The sequence below is a fragment of the Lichenifustis flavocetrariae genome (assembly GCF_026130545.1).
Classification (GTDB): Bacteria; Pseudomonadota; Alphaproteobacteria; order Rhizobiales; family Beijerinckiaceae; genus Lichenihabitans; species Lichenihabitans flavocetrariae.
In genome coordinates this window covers 206,611-224,002 of the sequence record NZ_JAMOIM010000004.1, presented here as the reverse complement: position 1 = coordinate 224,002, position 17,392 = coordinate 206,611, and the positions used below count along the sequence as shown (strand labels likewise).

14 protein-coding genes are annotated in these 17,392 nt (G+C 64.1%); 5 read left to right on the top strand and 9 right to left on the bottom strand.

Annotated features, from left to right (window positions below; genetic code table 11):
- The first annotated feature begins 311 nt into the window (after positions 1-311).
- The gene (gene tam, locus M8523_RS08505) at positions 312-1,088 is read left to right on the top strand and encodes a trans-aconitate 2-methyltransferase (protein WP_282584408.1); all 777 of its coding nucleotides are present in this window, start codon (positions 312-314) and stop codon (positions 1,086-1,088) included.
- Between the two features lie 31 nt (positions 1,089-1,119).
- Here tam and M8523_RS08500 read toward each other — a convergent pair whose 3' ends face one another.
- Positions 1,120-2,310, bottom strand: a complete 1,191-nt coding sequence (locus M8523_RS08500) for an OprO/OprP family phosphate-selective porin (protein WP_282584407.1) — start codon at positions 2,308-2,310, stop codon at positions 1,120-1,122.
- 706 nt (positions 2,311-3,016) lie between these two features.
- Here M8523_RS08500 and M8523_RS08495 point away from each other — a divergent pair.
- Together M8523_RS08495 and M8523_RS08490 are read left to right on the top strand one after the other, a co-directional pair.
- Positions 3,017-4,819: an adenine deaminase C-terminal domain-containing protein gene (locus tag M8523_RS08495; RefSeq protein WP_282584406.1), complete on the top strand. Its 1,803-nt coding sequence runs from the start codon at positions 3,017-3,019 to the stop codon at positions 4,817-4,819.
- A 114-nt stretch (positions 4,820-4,933) separates the two neighbouring features.
- Positions 4,934-5,128: a hypothetical protein gene (locus tag M8523_RS08490; RefSeq protein ID WP_282584405.1), complete on the top strand. Its 195-nt coding sequence runs from the start codon at positions 4,934-4,936 to the stop codon at positions 5,126-5,128.
- A 42-nt stretch (positions 5,129-5,170) separates the two neighbouring features.
- Here M8523_RS08490 and betB read toward each other — a convergent pair whose 3' ends face one another.
- The 7 genes from betB to M8523_RS08455 form a co-directional block, all read right to left on the bottom strand.
- Positions 5,171-6,634: a betaine-aldehyde dehydrogenase gene (gene betB / locus M8523_RS08485; protein WP_282584404.1), complete on the bottom strand. Its 1,464-nt coding sequence runs from the start codon at positions 6,632-6,634 to the stop codon at positions 5,171-5,173.
- Between the two features lie 105 nt (positions 6,635-6,739).
- Positions 6,740-8,266: an amino acid permease gene (locus tag M8523_RS08480; protein ID WP_282584403.1), complete on the bottom strand. Its 1,527-nt coding sequence runs from the start codon at positions 8,264-8,266 to the stop codon at positions 6,740-6,742.
- A 233-nt stretch (positions 8,267-8,499) separates the two neighbouring features.
- A complete protein-coding gene (locus M8523_RS08475; RefSeq protein ID WP_282584555.1) occupies positions 8,500-9,741 on the bottom strand; it encodes a molybdopterin molybdotransferase MoeA in 1,242 nt (413 codons plus the stop codon).
- A complete protein-coding gene (gene moaC, locus M8523_RS08470; protein ID WP_282584402.1) occupies positions 9,738-10,223 on the bottom strand; it encodes a cyclic pyranopterin monophosphate synthase MoaC in 486 nt (161 codons plus the stop codon). Before moaC ends, M8523_RS08475 begins: the two co-directional genes overlap by 4 nt.
- A complete protein-coding gene (gene trpC, locus M8523_RS08465; RefSeq protein WP_282584401.1) occupies positions 10,220-11,032 on the bottom strand; it encodes an indole-3-glycerol phosphate synthase TrpC in 813 nt (270 codons plus the stop codon). The genes moaC and trpC overlap by 4 nt, the downstream gene beginning before the upstream one ends.
- Positions 11,033-11,034: 2 nt before the next feature.
- A complete protein-coding gene (gene trpD / locus M8523_RS08460) occupies positions 11,035-12,072 on the bottom strand; it encodes an anthranilate phosphoribosyltransferase (RefSeq protein WP_282584554.1) in 1,038 nt (345 codons plus the stop codon).
- Positions 12,073-12,076: 4 nt separating this feature from the next.
- Positions 12,077-12,676, bottom strand: a complete 600-nt coding sequence (locus M8523_RS08455) for an anthranilate synthase component II (protein ID WP_282584400.1) — start codon at positions 12,674-12,676, stop codon at positions 12,077-12,079.
- A 98-nt stretch (positions 12,677-12,774) separates the two neighbouring features.
- Between M8523_RS08455 and M8523_RS08450 the strand changes: the two genes are divergently transcribed.
- Complete coding sequence (locus M8523_RS08450) at positions 12,775-13,422, top strand: biliverdin-producing heme oxygenase (RefSeq protein ID WP_282584399.1); 648 nt, start codon at positions 12,775-12,777, stop codon at positions 13,420-13,422.
- Entirely contained in the window at positions 13,419-16,028 is a 2,610-nt protein-coding gene (locus M8523_RS08445) for an HWE histidine kinase domain-containing protein (protein WP_345894235.1), read from the top strand. The genes M8523_RS08450 and M8523_RS08445 overlap by 4 nt, the downstream gene beginning before the upstream one ends.
- A 13-nt stretch (positions 16,029-16,041) precedes the next feature.
- On the opposite strand, the gene M8523_RS08440 is transcribed toward M8523_RS08445, so the two are convergent.
- The gene (locus M8523_RS08440; RefSeq protein ID WP_282584397.1) at positions 16,042-16,776 is read right to left on the bottom strand and encodes a hypothetical protein; all 735 of its coding nucleotides are present in this window, start codon (positions 16,774-16,776) and stop codon (positions 16,042-16,044) included.
- Positions 16,777-17,392: the final 616 nt, after the last annotated feature.

Here is a 17,392-nt window from a genome sequence, read left to right as displayed (position 1 = left end):
CGAAGATCGAGACGGCGTACCTTCCTCTCTCCCTCCAAAGGCACCGGCAGGGCCGACGACCGGAGAGACATCGAGCCTTTCTGCTCAAGGCCGGCCTTCCTGGGAGCAGGCCGCTCTCCGCGTGTTCCAGGCCAAGGACGATGCGGCCGTCCCACCCTTCAGGCCGGCTTCGCGCGCGTTGCGCTCCAGGCGGCGGCACCCCGCAGGCGAGCCCTGATCTCGAACCCCACAGCCGCGTATACGCGCCCGCTGGCCTGGGTTAAGGCGTCGCCATAGCGTTGCAATCCCGCGCGCATAGCCATGGTACGACGATGACAGACTGGGATCCTCACCGCTACCGGCGCTTCGAAACCGAGCGGACTCAACCTGCGGTCGACCTCCTGTCCCGTGTGAGGCGAAAGACCGCCAAGCTGGTGGTTGATCTGGGATGCGGCCCCGGCAATTCGACGGAACTGCTCGCAGCCCGCTTTCCAGAAGCGGAGATCATCGGGATCGACACATCACCCGCCATGATCGAGACCGCGCAGGCTCGACTTCCGCACTGCCGGTTCGCCGTCGCGGATCTCGCGGCATGGCGTCCGGAGACCCCGCCCGATGTCATTTTCGCGAATGCGGTCCTGCAGTGGCTGCCCGATCACGCGGCGCTTCTGCCGCGACTTATGGCTCATCTGCCGGCGGCCGGCACGCTCGCGATCCAGATGCCGGACAATCTCGGCGCGCCGTCACACAGCCTTATGCGGAGTGTTGCCAGCCAAGGCCCCTGGGCCGATCGGCTCGCCCCCGCCGCTGCGGACCGGACCATTCTGCCGCCCCTGGACGATTATTACGATCTTCTCATTCGTCATGCGGAGACGGTCGACGTCTGGCGCACGACCTATCATCATCCCCTGGCGTCAGCCGCCGCAATCGTGGATTGGGTTCGGTCGACCGGCTTACGCCCGTTTTTGAACCGCCTCGATCCCGCCGAACAGGAAGAGTTTCTCAAGCGCTACCAAGCGAGCCTTGAAGAGGCCTATCCGGCACGAGCGGACGGTCTTCGATTGCTTGGTTTCGAACGGGTCTTCATGGTGGCCACGCGGGTTGGATGAATCTCCGACCCGCGGGCGCGGTCTTTCGAGATTACCAGAAGAGCTGCATACGCCCCACGAAGGCATCGCTCTCAACTTCTCGCCGCGGCGTCGCAACCTCGGTGATCGAAGCAGCCGGTGACACCCAGCCGTGCACATAATCCGCCATCATGCGAATGTTGCGGTCGGGATACCAGTTGAGACCGGCCGTGAGGTCCTGCTCGGAACCGCCGTTGGCGCGCTGCGCCAAGACACGTGGGCCTCGATCGTTGAGATCGAGGGCGCTGTAGCGGACACCCAGTTCGAACACGCCGAAACCGCCGTTCGACACACGCTGGAAATCTTCCACCTGAACGCCCTGCAGGACCGCCATTTCCGAGCCGTAAGGCGCAGCGACGCGGTAAGGCCTGCCAGCGCCATTGACGACCCAAGCGCCTTCGACATAACCGCCCTGGAAGGAGCGGTCGGATGTCCCGCTCTGTCCGGAGACGTTCACGTAGGTGTATTCACCCTGCACACGCATATTCGCGAACTGGTAAATCGCTTCACCGTTGATCCGCTCGATGGAATCGGCGTGGGTCAGGGTGCCGGTGTTCACGAGGGCGCGCTCGAGAAAATCCTCTGGACGGCTGTTGAAGGACGCCGTGGCGGCCTGGTCGAGCGAGCGATACGAACCCGCGATACCGAAGTGGAGCAATTGGGTCTTCTCGAGGATCGGCGCGTAGGTGACGCGCGCAGTTCCCGAAAAGCCATTGTCGGTCAGTGTGTTATTAGCATTTCCAGCATACACGCCACCGGTGGCCGTCCACTGGTCACCATATGTCGCGATCGCGCCACCAAAGTTACGTGCTGGAGCAAGACCGTCCATCAACGAGCGCTCGGTGAAGGTCGTGTTGTTGTCGCTGATCAGCTGGTTCAAGCTGAAAGGCTCTTTGAAGTTACCGATCGTGTAGATCACGTTGGTGTTTGGCGCATGGTACGACAGCACGCCGTCCTGGATCGGCTGCGTCGCGTTAGCGAAGTCATATTGGAACACGGCCGACAGGCCGTTGTTGAGCGTCAGATAGGCCTCGACGAAGGCACGACGCGAGTCGATGCCATCAGCGCCGACGAGCGGCGTCGTGCGTGTGCTGCGCAAACGCGGCGAGGTGCTGGCGGAGGAGAAATCTTCCTGGTATCGGCCGCCGATGCGGAACTGCATCGCCTTGTCATCGGTGGCGTAGCCAATGCCCTTGGTATCCACGGAAAGTCCCGCGCCCGGAAGTTTCGCGAAATACGGAGGAATGAAGGGAAACACGCCGGCCGTGGGAGCGGTCGCATTGGCGTTGGTAACCTGCCCCTGAGATGATTCGGGAGCCCGCGGCGGATGCGTCTCGCGTCGCAGTGGAACGTGATGCGGCAAACGGTGCCCAGATCCTGCAGCCACAGCCGGAGCCGTCTGCGCGGCAGCTTCTGACATCGGAGCGAGGCTTGCCGCCGTCGCCATCACCGCAGCAACGAGGGCCGAAGAGGCAACGCCTCCGGTCAAGCGATGGATCAGAAGCGAGGCGCGTTCTGCCTTCATGCGTTCGCTAAACAAAAAACCCAACAACATTGCTGACTCCAACTGCACCTACGTCTTGCGCCGAGGCACTCAATTGCGATGTCGCCAGCCATAAGCGAGAAAGCTGTCACAACACAGTCGCGTGAGCAGCATTACCGAAGAGTAGACACGATAGAAGCAATTTTACCACATTTCACACGCAGCGATGCTTTGCGGATACTTGAGAACACCAGATCGTGACCGAATCAAAAAGTATATAGTTTGTTTGTAACATCCGTTTGACACGATACTGCAACGATCGAGATCCCGATTGTCGCACCCCGGCTCCTCCCTCGCACGCATCGAATTGACGCCGCGTGGATCCGTCGGGCAGGTTTGGCCAGTTTCATCCGAGATGCGGTGTGCCATGCCTGAAATCAACCGATTCGCCGTTGCGCCGCTCGCCGCCCTCACCCGTCATCTCGCGGATGTCGCATCGGAGCGCCGAAGCCCTGATCTCGTGATCACCGGGGCTCGCGTGCTGTCGACCTACACGGAGCGCATGCTCGATGACCGTGAGGTCTGGGTCTCCCAGGGCCGGATCGCGGCCACGAAGCCCGCGGGAACCCATCGCAAGACCGGGAGTAGCGCCACCATTTATGACGCGAGAGGCGGCATCCTGGCACCCGGCCTCGTCGATCCGCACATCCACATCGAATCGAGCATGGTCACCGCCTGTGCCTATGCCGAGGCGGCGCTGCTGAATGGCACGACGACGATCTTTTGCGACAGTCACGAGATCGGCAACGTCATGGATGTGGCGGGTGTGGAAGCCATGCTGGAAGACGCCCGCGCGGCGCCGCTGTCCATCTTCCTGACCGTGCCCTCGACGGTGCCGGCCACCTCGCCCGATCTCGAGACGGCGGGCGGCGATCTCACGGCCGCCAAGATCGCGGCCCTGTTCGACCGCTGGCCCGAGGCGGTCGCGCTCGGCGAGAAGATGGATTACGTGCCGGTCACCCTGGGGGACGAGCGCAGCCATGCGATCATCGCCGCCGCCTTGTCCCGGGGACGTCCAGTCTCGGGCCATATCTATGGGCGCGATTTCGTGGCCGCCTATGCGGCGAGCGGGGTCACGGATACGCATGAGGCGATCGACCGCGACATTGCAGACGACCTGCTTGACGCTGGCGTCTGGATCTTCCTGCGCGGCGGCCCACCCACCACCCCCTGGCACAGCCTGCCGCAAGCCATCAAAACCGTGACGGAACTCGGGGCCTCGACCAAACGCATCGCGGTCTGCACGGACGACCGCGATGCCGACGACCTCTTGCTGTTCGGTCTCGATTGGGTCGTACGCCAAGCCGTCCTAGCAGGCATTCCAGCCGAGCGGGCCTGGAGCATGGGCGCACTGCACGGCGCCACACGCTTCGGCATGGATAACGAAATCGGCGGTCTCGGCGGTGGGCGGCGGGCCGATCTCGTCCTGCTCGACGATACGCTGAAACCGCAGAACACTTGGTATGGCGGCGAGCTCGTTGTCGAAAACCGGAAGATCACGCCGGCGCTCGATGCCGCCCTTGAAGCTCGCTACCGCTATCCGGCTGCCGCCTACACGACGGTGAAGCTGCCCGAGAGCGTGTCGCTGCTGCCGGACCTGCCGACTCAACCCTGCACCGCCAATGTCATCCGCACGGCGCCGTCGGGCATCACGCTGATCCATGAGCGACTGGCAATCGCGCCGGCAGCAGATTGGCCGACCCTGCTTGCGGCGCACGGGCTCTGCTTCGTCTCCGTCATCGAACGCCATGGGCGCAGCCCCGGCAATGTCGCCCATGGCTTGCTCAAGGACTTCGGCCTAAAGCGCGGCGCGGTCGCCAGCAGCGTCGGCCACGACAGCCACAACATCATCGTGGCGGGCACGAATGAACCGGATATGCAGGTCGCACTGCGGGCCATCGCCGAGCATCAGGGCGGCGTCTGCGTGGTCGTGGACGGGGACGTACGGGCGCTGGTGCCTCTGCCGATCGCGGGACTTCTGTCGGACAAGCGCGTGACCGCCGTGGCGGAGGACATGCAGCGGCTCAAGATCGAGTGGGATCGCGCCGGGTGTACCTTGCCCTATATGGGCTTCAATCTCATCCCGCTTTCGGTCATTCCCGAGATCCGCATCACCGATCGCGGCCTGGTGCTGGTCCCGGCCATGACGCTCGTTCCGCTATTCGAATAAGGCGGAACATTGACGCAACTTCAGCGTTAAACTTAAGATTGCCTTGATCGAGACATGGCCAATAAAGCGTTTAAGCTCCTGGCCATCGACGAGGCGTTGCGGAGGGTAATGTCAATGACGGTAGACGGTGTATCCCGCTTTTCGGCAAATGAATTGGCTCTGCTCAACGAAGCGGTGCGGCGCGTCGAGACATCGCGTGGCCATTCCGGAACGTCCCGGAGCGTCATTGTGGAAGCGGTTTCGACCGCCTTGCGGCAGGGACGACGCGACCTGTTCGGTCTGGTCAAGGCCGGGGTTCGTGCGGCCTAGCTGCAGTTCATTCCTGTGGCGGATGCGTCTCGCGGAAGCCGTTCAATACGGCGCCGCGACATTGCCCAACTCGACATACACGGATTTGATCCGTGTATAGTGTTCGATCGCGACCCGAGAATTTTCGCGCCCGAAGCCTGATCGTTTGACCCCGCCGAACGGAATCTCGACCGGCGTCAAATTATAAGTATTGAGCCAGCATGTGCCGGCATCCAATCGCGCGACAACGCGATGTCCCCGTTGGATGTCCCTGGTGAACACACCTGCGGCCAAGCCGAACTCGGTGGCATTGGCCCGAGAGACGACTTCGTCTTCTTCCTCGAAGTCGAGAATGGACATGACCGGCCCGAAGATTTCGTCAGTGGCCAGTCGCATGGTGTCCTGAACGTCCGCGAAGATGGTGGGCTGGACGAAAAAACCCTGCTCCAATCCTTGCAATCGGGGAATACCGCCGCCAGCCAGCAGCGTTGCGCCCTCTTCCCGGCCGGCCGCGATGGCGGCCAAGACCTTTTCGCGCTGCGCGGCCGAAATCAGCGGGCCCATCTGGGTCATGGGATCGAGCGGATCGCCGAGTCGGATGGCCTCGGTGCGCTTCAAGAGGCGCTCCAGAAAGGCCTCGCGGACGGAGCGCTGCACGAAGACGCGTGTGCCGTTCGAGCAGATCTGCCCCGAAGAATAGAAGTTGCCCAAGAGCGCGCCACCGACGGCATTGTCGAGATTGGCGTCGTCGAAGACGACGAGCGGCGACTTGCCGCCGAGTTCCATGGTGCCGGGCTTGATGCCGGCGCCCGCCGCCGCCATCACGGCCCGGCCGGTTGCGACCGATCCGGTGAGCGACACCTTGTCGACGCCTGGATGCTCGACCAGCGCGCGACCCGTTGCGCCGCGCCCCTGGATCACATTGAACACGCCGTCCGGCAACCCGGCTTCCTTGTAGATTTGCGCCAGCTTGAGCGCCGTCAGAGGCGTCAACTCCGAAGGCTTGAACACCATCGTGTTGCCGCAGGCGAGTGCGGGCGCGGACTTCCAGCAGGCGATCTGGATGGGATAGTTCCAGGCGCCGATCGCTCCCACCACGCCGAGAGCCTCGCGCCGCGTGTAGGCGAAGGACTGCCCGAGATCGATGTGCTCGCCCGCGATCGAGGCGGCGATGCCGCCGAAATATTCCAGGCAATCCGCCCCCGAGGCGGCGTCGGCCACGAGCGTCTCGCTGATCGGCTTGCCGGTATCGATCGTCTCGATCTCCGCCAGTTCCTGGTTGCGGGCTCGTAGGAGATCGGCGGCACGGCGCAGGATGCGGCCCCGCTCGGCACCGGTCAGAGCCGCCCAGGCCGGTTGCGCAGCGCGGGCGGCTTGCACCGCCGCGTCCACCATGGCGTCACTCGCCGCATCGACCCGCGCGGTGACCTGGCCGGTCGCCGGGTAACGGCTCTCGATGACTTCACCCTCGCCGGTGCGAAACCCGCCTCCGATGAAGTGAGAGCCTTCTGGCTGAACGTGTCTCATGCGCGGGCGTGTCCGGGGATCGGTGTGGCGCGACCATAGGTCGTGCCGCCCGGCACGCCAACTCCGGCGCCGACAATCCGTACCGCGACCGCGACGCGGATCCGATCAGGCGGTCTGGCCGACAGCCCTCTCGGCCTGAGCGATTTCAGCCTGGCGCTGGGCAATGTTGCGGCCGACCGGCGGCCCCTGAAAGCGGCGGCGTTCCAGCCCGAACCAGAGCACGAGAAGCAGGACGACCAACCCGATCGCATAGTTGATGAGAATATCGAAGGGCGGCTGGATTCCGGCATACATGAGGACCAGCACACCCAGGACGGGGATGACCGCCAGAGGTTTCGACAGGGCGCCCAGCCGGAACGGGCCGAATTCGGTCCAGGTCTTGCCTTCCGCCAACAAGCCGGCCGCGACCGGCATCGCATAGGACACGTAGAGGAACAGCGCACAACCGGCCGCGAGCGCCGCGAAGGCCGGCGAGTAGAGGGTGGCCGCGATGGCGAGAACGGCGCCGAGCCAGATCGCCGGGACCGGAGTGCGCCACGTCGGGCTCACCTTCTTCCACAGGCCCGAGGCCGGCAGACCGCCGTCTCGCGAGAAGGCGAAGATCATGCGCGATGTCGAGGTCAGGCACGCCAGGCCACACACATAGTTCGCCGCGACGATGCCGATCGCCAGAAGGTCCTTCAGCAAGACCGGTGCCGGCAGGTTGTTGAAGAGGTTGAACCAGGCGTTGGCGCCGTCCTTCGCGGTCGCCGCAAGGTCGGGGCTCGCCAGCACGAACGAAGCCGCCATGACGAAGCCGAAAACCAGCGACCAGAAGACGGCGTGCAGCATGCCGCGCGGCACCGCCACGCGGGCGTTGACAGTCTCTTCCGCCGTGTGGGCGGAGGCATCGAAACCCGTGATCGTGTAGAGCGGGTACAGCAAGCCGACCAGGAAAGCCACGAGTGCGCTGCGGGGCGAAGGCACATAGCCGCCGCCGGCATCGCCGGTGGTGTTGACGAAGGTCGTCAGCCGGCCGAGGTCGAAACTCGCGCCCCAGAACAAGAACGTCAGGGTCAGGACGATCGTGATGACCAGGATCATCGAGCCGGAGATGTCAGTCAGCATCGTCGTGAGCTTGATGCCGAAATGGTTGCACAGGGCCTGCGTGACGGTGATGAGCACGACCGCGATCGTCTGCTCCTTGTAGCCCCAATTGGCCGCGGAATCGATGTGCAGGATCGGACCTGCCACGAGGCCCTGGAACAGGCTAAAGACCCCCACGTTCACGGAAGCCACAACGAAGATCAGGCCCAGCAGGTTGAACCAGGCCGTGGCCCAGCCCCAGCCTCTGCCGCCCAGGATCGAGGACCAGTGATAAAGGCCGCCGGCCGTGGGATAGGCCGAGCCGATCTGGCCGAGCGAGGCCGCGACCACGAGGGCGAAGATGCCACCCACCAGCCATCCGATCGCGGCCTCGAAACCGCTCCCGGTTGCCAAGGCCAGGGGAAACGAGGTGATGCCGCCCGCCAGGATGCAGATGATGGAGAACGAAATGGCGAAGTTCGAGAACCCGCTCATCCGGCGCGCCAATTCCTGGGCATAGCCCATCGAATGCAGCACCTTGACATCGTCGTCATGCGCCTCGGCCATTCAACTTCCCTCCCCTTCGTCGCGATCAAACCCATGGGTCCGCCGCTTGACCGGCCGCATATGCCTCGCGAACGGTCAAGCTCCAGCTTATCCAAAGCAAGGCACGCGCCAAGCGCCGGCCCTCGCGGGTCGGTGGGTTTCGATCGTGACTATCGGGGAACACTCAGGGGCATCGTTGCCCGGTCTCGGGAGAAGGGCTTCAGGAGAGCCCGAACTCTGAATGGACCGACGTGTTAAAAAGGAAACCGGTCGAGCCGGACGATGCGGCAGAGATCTCCGGCCTTGGCGGCTGCGGCCAGCGGTCGTCTGACGATGAGGCAGCCGGCGCCGGCCAGGACGCGCAGCATGGAGGAATCCTGGGCACGGTTGGCGGTTGCGAGGGGGAGGCCGCCGTCGGCGGGAAACCGCAAGGTGCCGCGCAGATAATCCTCGCGCGCATCATTGGCAGACAGGTCGTCTGCGAGCTCGGCCGGTTCGGTCGGATCGAAGTCGGGATGCGGATCACCGCAGAGCGCCCGGACGAGCGGACGCAGGAACAGAATGCCGCCGACGATCGACGAAACGGGGTTGCCAGGCAGGCCCAGCACCCGCATGTCACCCAACATGCCATGCATCATCGGCTTGCCGGGTCGCATGGCGATCTTCCAGAAAGCGAGCTGCAGACCGGCTGTGACCAGCGCTTTCTGTACGAGATCGTGATCGCCCACGGAGGCGCCCCCCAAAGTCACCAGAACGTCGGCCCCGGCGGCGCGCGCACTTTGGATCGCCGCGACCAGCAACCCGAGATCGTCGGCCACGATCCCAAGGTCGAGCGGCGTGCCGCCCGCCGCCTTAACCAGGGCCGCGACCGCGAAGGAATTCGACGCGACGATCTGGTCCGGACCGGGGTCGCGGCCTGGCGCGACCAATTCGTCGCCCGTGGCCAGGATCGCCACGATAGGCTTGCGCGCGACAGGAAGCTCCGGATGGTTCATGGCCGCCGCGAGCGCCAGTTCGGTCGGGTTCAGCCGTGTGCCTGCCGTGAGACCCACCTCACCCTCGGCAAAATCGAGTCCCGCCCGCCGCACGTGCCGTCCGGCGATCGTCGGTTCGAGCACCGTCACCGACGCAGCGTCGAAACGCGCGTTCTCCTGGATCAGGATCGCATCGGCGCCCGCCGGCACAGGAGCACCGGTAAAGATCCGCACGGCCTGTCCGCTCTTCAGATCGCCGGAAAAGCGTGCGCCCGCCGCGCTCTGACCGATGAGCGCAAGCTGCGCTCCCGGATCGGTCGTATCCGCCGCCCGGACCGCGAAGCCGTCCATGGCCGAGACGTCGAATGGCGGCTGCGTGCGGCGAGCCAGCACATCACGCGTGAGCGTGCGGCCGAAGCCGGCGCTCAAGGGCACCAGCTCTTCTCCGAGAGGCTCCTTCGCGGTGGCGAGCACCATGTCGAGGGCCTGCCTGACACTCAGCAGCGACGCGGTGGTGCTCAGCGGACGGCTCCCGCTGCATAGGTCCCGGATTTGCCGCCGGACTTGCGCACGAGGCGGATCGCCTCGATTCGCATTCCCCGATCGGCCGCCTTGACCATGTCATAGACGGTCAGACAGGCGACGCTGACGGCGGTTAGGGCCTCCATCTCGACGCCGGTCTGTCCGGTGGTCCGAACCGTGGCCCGCACCCGCAACCCCGGCAACTCGCCCTCGGGTTCGAGCTCGACCGCGACGGCCGACAGGGCCAGTGGGTGACAGAGCGGGATCAGCTCATGGGTGCGCTTGGCCGCCATGATACCCGCGATGCGGGCCGTGCCCAGCACGTCGCCCTTCTTGGCATTGCCGTCGAGGATCATCGCCAGCGTCGCGGGCTCCATCACCACCAGGCCCTCCGCCACCGCCTCCCGGGCGGTGCTCGCCTTGGCCGAGACATCGACCATGCGGGCCTCGCCGGTCTCCCCGATATGGGTCAGGCCGCTCACGGCAGGACCTCTTCGGCAACAGGTTCGAGGAGCAGGCGGGTTGCCGCGGCGACATCGTCTTGCCGCATCAGGCTTTCGCCGACCAGCACCGTGTGGATACCGGCCCGTGCCAGCCGGGCGCAATCGGCCGCCGATGTGATGCCGCTTTCGCCGACCAGCACGCGGTCGGCAGGAACGCGCGGGGCCAGCCGCTCCGAGACATCGAGCGAGACCGCAAAGGTGCGCAGGTCGCGGTTGTTGATGCCGATCAGGCGGGTGTCGAGCGCCAGAGCGCGGTCGAGTTCATGCTCGTCATGAACCTCGGCCAGCACATCCATGCCAAGCGCGCGGGCCGTATCCGTGAGGGCCGCGGCCTCCGGGTCGGTCACGGCGGCCAGGATGACCAGGATACAATCGGCGCCCCAGGAGCGGGCCTCCCAGACCTGATAGGGATCGAAGAGGAAGTCCTTGCGCAAGGCGGGCAGACTGGTCACGGCACGGGCCGCCGCCAGAAAATCAGGATGCCCCTGAAACGACGGTCTGTCGGTCAGAACCGAGAGGCAGGCGGCACCTCCCGCCTCGTAGGCGCGCCCCAGCGCCGGCGGATCGAAATCGGCGCGGATCAGCCCCTTGGAGGGGCTCGCCTTCTTGATCTCGGCGATCAGCGCGGTCTGACCCACGGCGATCCGCGACTCGATCGCGCGCAGGAAACCGCGTGGTGGCGCGACCTGGGCCACCCGGTCTTCCAACGCTGTCAGCGGCAGAGACGCCTTTGCGGCGGCGATCTCCTCCCGCTTATAGGCCTCGATGGTCTTCAGGATGTCGGCCATGCTCAGCTCGGTGCTCCTTCGCGCTCCGGCGCAGTCGAGATCGCCACGAGGCGCGCCAGTGTCGCGCGCACCGCGCCCGACTCGAGCGCCTGCGCCGCAAGTTCCGCCCCCTCGCGTAGATCGGCGGCGGATCCGGCAATCAGCAAGCCGGCCGCCGCATTCAAAACCCCGATATCGCGGTAAGGGTTGCGGGCGCCGTCGAGCACGGCCCGCAACGCGGCGGCATTGGTGGCAGGGTCGCCGCCCCGCAGGGCCGCACCGTCCGAGACGGGCAGTCCGCCCTCCTCTGGCGTGACCATGAAGCGCCGCAAAGCACCGCCCTCGATCGCGACGACGTGGCTCGGACCTGTCACGGTCAGCTCGTCGAGACCATCCGATCCATGTATCACCCACACGCGCTCGCTGCCGAGATTGCGCAACACTTCGGCCAGCGGTTCAAGCCAATGGTGCGAGAAGACGCCGAGCAATTGCCGCGTCACGCCGGCAGGGTTGCACAAGGGGCCCAGCAGGTTGAAGATCGTTCGCGTGCCGAGTTCGGCGCGGGCGCCGCCAACGTGCCGCATGGCCGGATGGTGCGTCTGCGCCATCATGAAGCCGACACCCGCTTCGCGGATGCAACGCCCCACATGATCGGGCGCAAGGCCGATCCCCACGCCGAGCTCCCCGAGCACGTCGCTCGCTCCCGATCGTGAGGACGCGGCGCGGTTGCCGTGCTTGGCCACCGGCACGCCACAGGCGGCGACGATCAGGGACGCGAGGGTCGAGACATTGAACGAGCCCTGTCCGTCGCCGCCCGTGCCAACGATGTCGATCGCATCAAGCGGCGCCGCCACGGGCGTCATCCGCTTGCGCATCGAGGCCACGGCACCGGTGATCTCGTCGACCGTCTCGCCCCGCACCCTCAGCCCCATCAGGAATGCGCCAATCTGCGCCTGGGTGACGTCCCCGGACAGGATGGTGTCGAACGCGCCCTCGGCTTCCTCTCGCGAGAGATGCAGGCCGGCCGCGATCCGGCCGAGAAGCGGCTTGAACCCGTCCATCCGGCTAAGCGGCCCGACCGGCGTTCCAGGCGTCGGCAAGGGCCAGGAAATTCTTGAGGATCAGATGCCCGTGCTCGGAGGCGATGCTTTCGGGATGGAACTGCACGCCGTGTACCGGATCCGTGCGGTGCGACAGACCCATGATCGTGCCATCGTCGGTCTCGGCCGTGACCCTGAGAACCTCCGGCAGCCCGTCCCGGGCCACGACCAACGAATGGTAGCGGGTCGCTTGAAAGGGGCCATTGATGCCGTGGAATACGGTCTCGCCGCGATGGCGCACGGTTGACAGCTTGCCATGCATCGGCAGGGCAGCGCGTGTCACGGTGCCCCCATAGGTGTCGCCGATCGCCTGATGTCCCAGGCAGACTCCCAAAATCGGTGTCGTCGAGCCGGCTTTTTTGACGATGTCCATGCAGATGCCGGCCTCGCGCGGCGTGCACGGCCCGGGGGACAGCACGATGGCGTCCGGCCGCTCGGCCAGGACCTCCTCGGTCGTGAGCGCATCGTTGCGATGAACCGTGACGGCAGCCCCGAGTTGTCCCAGATAATGGACAAGGTTCCAGGTGAAGCTATCATAGTTGTCGATAAGGGTGACATTCGTCACGGGGCCGGCCTTCTCAAAACCATGCTGCGGGTTTGTGACGACGCAATGCAGCAAGGTCAAGTTAGCGTTGCGCCGAAGTCTGCGCCAGGAGATGGAATGTGACGTCCGGGTTATCCAGTTCCTCGTCCGCCGGGCGCGACCAAGCCGAATCTGAAAACGCGATCCAAGACACTCCGCATGCCGCTCTACGGCGTGACACGCGGGCATGGCACGATCGTGTCGAAGCCGGCTTCGCGCCTTTCGACTTGCAACAGATCGACGGCCTTACAGGGTTTCTGCGCCGCCAGGCGATGGCGGTTTTGCCGCTGGAACACGAACTCGATCGCATGGGAATTTGCGATCTGGTGCCCGACTGGCCGCAGCGGCGACGCGGAGATGCCCTACTGGCCGATCTTGAACAGCTTGGGTCCGCGCGCCCTGCCCCGACAGCCGCGATCGTTCTGCCATCGCGGCTGCATGCGCTGGGGGCGCTCTATGTGCTCGAGGGATCTCGGCTGGGCGGCCGTGTGCTTGCACGGCGTGTCGCTTCAAGCCCGGATCCACGTGTGCGAACGGCGGTTCGTTTTCTCACGCATCGCCTCGACAAGGGCTGGTCGACCTTCCTAGCGACACTCGATGCCGTTCCGCCGACTTCCGCGAAGCTCGCATGCTTGCGCGACGGGGCCACAAAAGCCTTCTCGCTTTTCGACACCGCACCGGATGAAATTGCGCCGCGTTCTGGTCTTGTTCATTTTGACAATGCGTGAAACACCGTCACTTGGCTGGCGTGATCACGGCGCCGAATGATCAGGAGCCCAGTCGCGTGTCTTCACCTACTGATTCTGTCGACCTCGGCTTCTGTGCTAGGGAACCAATCCGGATTCCCGGGTCAATTCAGCCTCATGGGTGCTTGATCGCCTGCGACATGTCGTCCTGGAAGATCACGCATCTGTCGCGGAATATCGAAACGCTTCTGTCCATTTCCAACGCTGAACAGCTGATCGGCGGACCGGTCGAGAACGTGTTGCGGCACGATATTCTGCACGACGTCCGGAACGTCCTCCAGGCGTCCACGGTGTCCGGGCAGGCGGAACTGCTGCCTGCCGTGACCCTCGGCGACATGAAAGCCGATATCCTGGCGCACACGAGCGGAACGACGGCGATCATCGAGATCTTGCCTGGCTTCGGCGCGCAAGTGTCGAACGCACCACCCATGACGCTGGTGCGCAGCATGATCAGCCGCGTCAAACGCGCTCCCACTCTCGAGCGCTCGCTGACGCTGGCCGCCAATCAGATCCGCGCCGTCACGGGGTTTGATCGCGTGATGATCTACCGGTTTCTCGACGACGACTCAGGAGAGGTCACGGCCGAATCCCTGCGTGCCGGCCTGACGCCCTTCCTGAATTTGCGCTATCCAGCATCGGATATCCCCGCACAGGCGCGCCAGCTCTACAAGCAGCAATGGCTGCGGATGATCCCGGATGTATTCTACGAGCCCTCGTGCTTGCTCGCGCGTCCTTCCGATGAAGAGACAGAGCCGCTCGATCTGGGGCTTGCCACGCTCCGCAGCGTCTCGCCCATCCATATCGAATACTTGAAGAACATGGGGTCGAGCGCGACCATGACGATCTCGCTGATCGTCGGAGACAAGCTCTGGGGCTTGGTCGCCTGTCATCATCTGGTGCCGCGCCTGATCTCCACCAGCATCTCTTCGGCATGCGAGCTGTTCGGACAATTCTTGTCCATGCATATCGATGCCATGGAGTGTCATCGCGAGCTCTCGCATATCGCGCGATCCCGCGAAGCGCACGAGCGGCTGATTACCGCCATGCCGCCCGAGCAAACGCTGTTCGACGATATCACGCGATATGAGGATCTGCTCAAGGATCTGATTTCCTGCGATGGGCTGGGTGTCTGGACGCGAGGCGTCTTTTCCGGCGTCGGCTCGCTGCCACCGGTCGAGATGATGCCCGAGGTCATCGCTTTCTTGGACACGCAGCAGTCGCACCACGTCTTCGCCACGGCGCAGATCGCGGGACACGTGCCGAGCGCAGCTGCTTACGGCAGCCTCGCGAGCGGCCTCCTGGCAATCCCGCTGACGCGCGCGCCGCGGGACTATCTGCTGTTTTTCCGCAAGGAACTGCCGCAGGTGGTGCGATGGGGCGGCAACCCCAACAGGCCGGTGGAGGTCACGGAACACGGAGGCAGGATCGGACCCCGCAAGAGTTTCGCGGCATGGCGCGAAGAGGTCACGGGACAGTCGGAGCCATGGCGACCCGCCGAATTGCAGATCGGCGAAGGTCTCCGTGTCTCCCTGCTCGACATCATCTTGCGCCGAAGCGATCTAAATGAGCGGCAGCTGCTTTCGGCGCGCGAAGGGCAAGCGCTGCTGGTTGCCGAACTCAATCATCGGGTCAAGAACATCCTCGCCCTGATCCGTTCGCTGGTGCGGCAGAGTCAGAAGGGAGCGGATTCGATCGCCTCCTTCACGTCAGACCTTGAACAACGCATTCGGGCCCTCAGTTTCGCTCACGACCAGCTGACGGAGAGCGGCTGGACGACTGCGCCACTCAAACGTCTGCTTGAAGCAGAAGCCAAGGCATGGGCCCGAGGGGCCGTCGCCGGGATCCGGTTTGAAGGCCCGCCGGTCATGCTCGACTCCCGTGCCTATCAGACGCTTGCGCTCGTGTTCCACGAGATGATGACCAATGCCGCCAAATATGGCTCGCTGAGCGTCGCCAGCGGCCATCTGACGGTGCGGTGGACACTGTCGGAAGAAGGTGGCCTGACGATCGAATGGGACGAGAAGGATGGACCTCGTGTCCAGGAGCCCAAACGGCGCGGCTTCGGGTCCGTGATGATCGAACAGGCGGTGCCTTTCGAACTCCAGGGTGAGGCGCATGTCGAGTTCCGCGCCGCGGGTCTCCACGCGCGGTTCCGTATTCCGGCTGACTATGTGACCCTTGGGACGGGGGCCGAAGATGTGAACACACAGCCGGTGAGAAATCCCGTGATGCTCGAGGGGAAGCGGCTGCTGCTCGTCGAGGACAGCATGATGATCGCCCTCGACGCGCAGATCGCTCTGCAGCATGCGGGGCTGACGGTCGATGTCGCCGGCACGATACCCGACGCGATGCGATCGGTGGCGGTCGGCGGCTTCGATGCCGTGTTGCTCGACATCAATCTGTCGGGCGAAACCAGCTTTGGCATCGCGGATCGCTGCGTCAGCATTGGCGTCCCGTTCGTCTTCGCAACGGGTTACGGTGAAAGCGTCGTAACTCCCGATCGTTTCAGGGGCGTGCCGGTGATCTCGAAGCCCTACAACGAGCAGGTGCTGCATGCGGCGCTGGAGCGTGTCATAGCCGGCGACTAATCGCCGAGCAGCTTCAGAATCGGTGCCAGACCGCCGAGGTGACACCGCGCTCCCGCAGCGTCTGACGGCCGAGAACTGTGGTGAAGACGCCGAGTTGCACCGACCAGACGGGGCCCAGGTCATAAACGCCGGACAACTCGACATGGGTATATTCCTGGCGCGGGAACCATGGCGTTCCCGGCGCCAGCCCCGTCGTGTTGAAGGCCTGCAGCAGAACCATGATGTCCGCTCGAGGACGCACGCCAAGGGTGAGGTCAGCGTGCAGCTCGTCGGGCGCCGCGCCGTCGCGAAATCGATAGGCCATCTGGGCGTCGAGAAAGGCCGGCCAGTCTCCCAGGGCGAAGGAAACTCCAAATAGGCCCCGCAGATCGGCATCATGCGACGTCTGCCCCACCAGAGCCGGATCGCGCCGGTCGGTCGACCCTGGCAATCGGAACGTTCCCTGCGCGGCAAGGACCGCAGGTCCAAAGGCCAGGAGCCTGAGTTGCGCACCGGCTTCGCTTGTGCCGAGCCCAGCGTATTGGCCGGACGGCTGGCCGTGCAGGGACACCACCGTGAGATCCGGCCGCACGATCGCCATCAGCCAGTCGGTCACGCCATATTCGACGTAATCGGAGACGTCGCCGCGCTGGAAACGGTCGGCCGGAGCCAATCGGCCGAGACCATTGAAGTATCGGCTCCCGCCGGAAAATGTGAAATCGACGATCGCCAGTCCCTGCCCCTGAGGAATATTGAAGGCGCCGGCCAATACAGGAGACACCCTCAAGCAACAAAAGACGCGCAGGGCGAATGTCAGAACGACTCTAGGCCAGCGTAACGGACGATCTTCGCGCCTCGATGCGCCCGCAGGGACCATGATGCTTGATACTCCCTACAGGTAAATACGCATTAACGATCCTATATTGTAGAGAGGCTCGGCCGGCTTACGCAACTAGAGTCAAAGAAGAACATCTCACTTTTCCGACTCGATAAACCCCTACCCCCTACCCGGTTGGAGATACGGCACTCGAGGGCAGCGCGGCTTGCCTGATCTTCGAAAAGCCGCAGAGGTGCAAAAATAATTTCAGTGCATCTTATGAGAATTAACCTTGGTATCGAGGAGCGCGTCATTCCGATTTGAAATAATGAAAGACCCTGGTCACCTTCGTTAAGACCGTTTGGCCTTGCGGTGGCTCAAACAAGGGAGAAGATCTCGCCAAGTCCGGCTTCTCGTTCAGTTCTCTTACCGGAATATTACTTTAAGTCTCTCTTTCCGAAGATGAAGACGTTCGCGTAAAAAGCCACGCATTTGCTTTGGCAGGGTGCAAAGCGGACCTGCGACGATCTCCCCATCGAACATGGGGCCGGATTATGGGCAGGTCGCG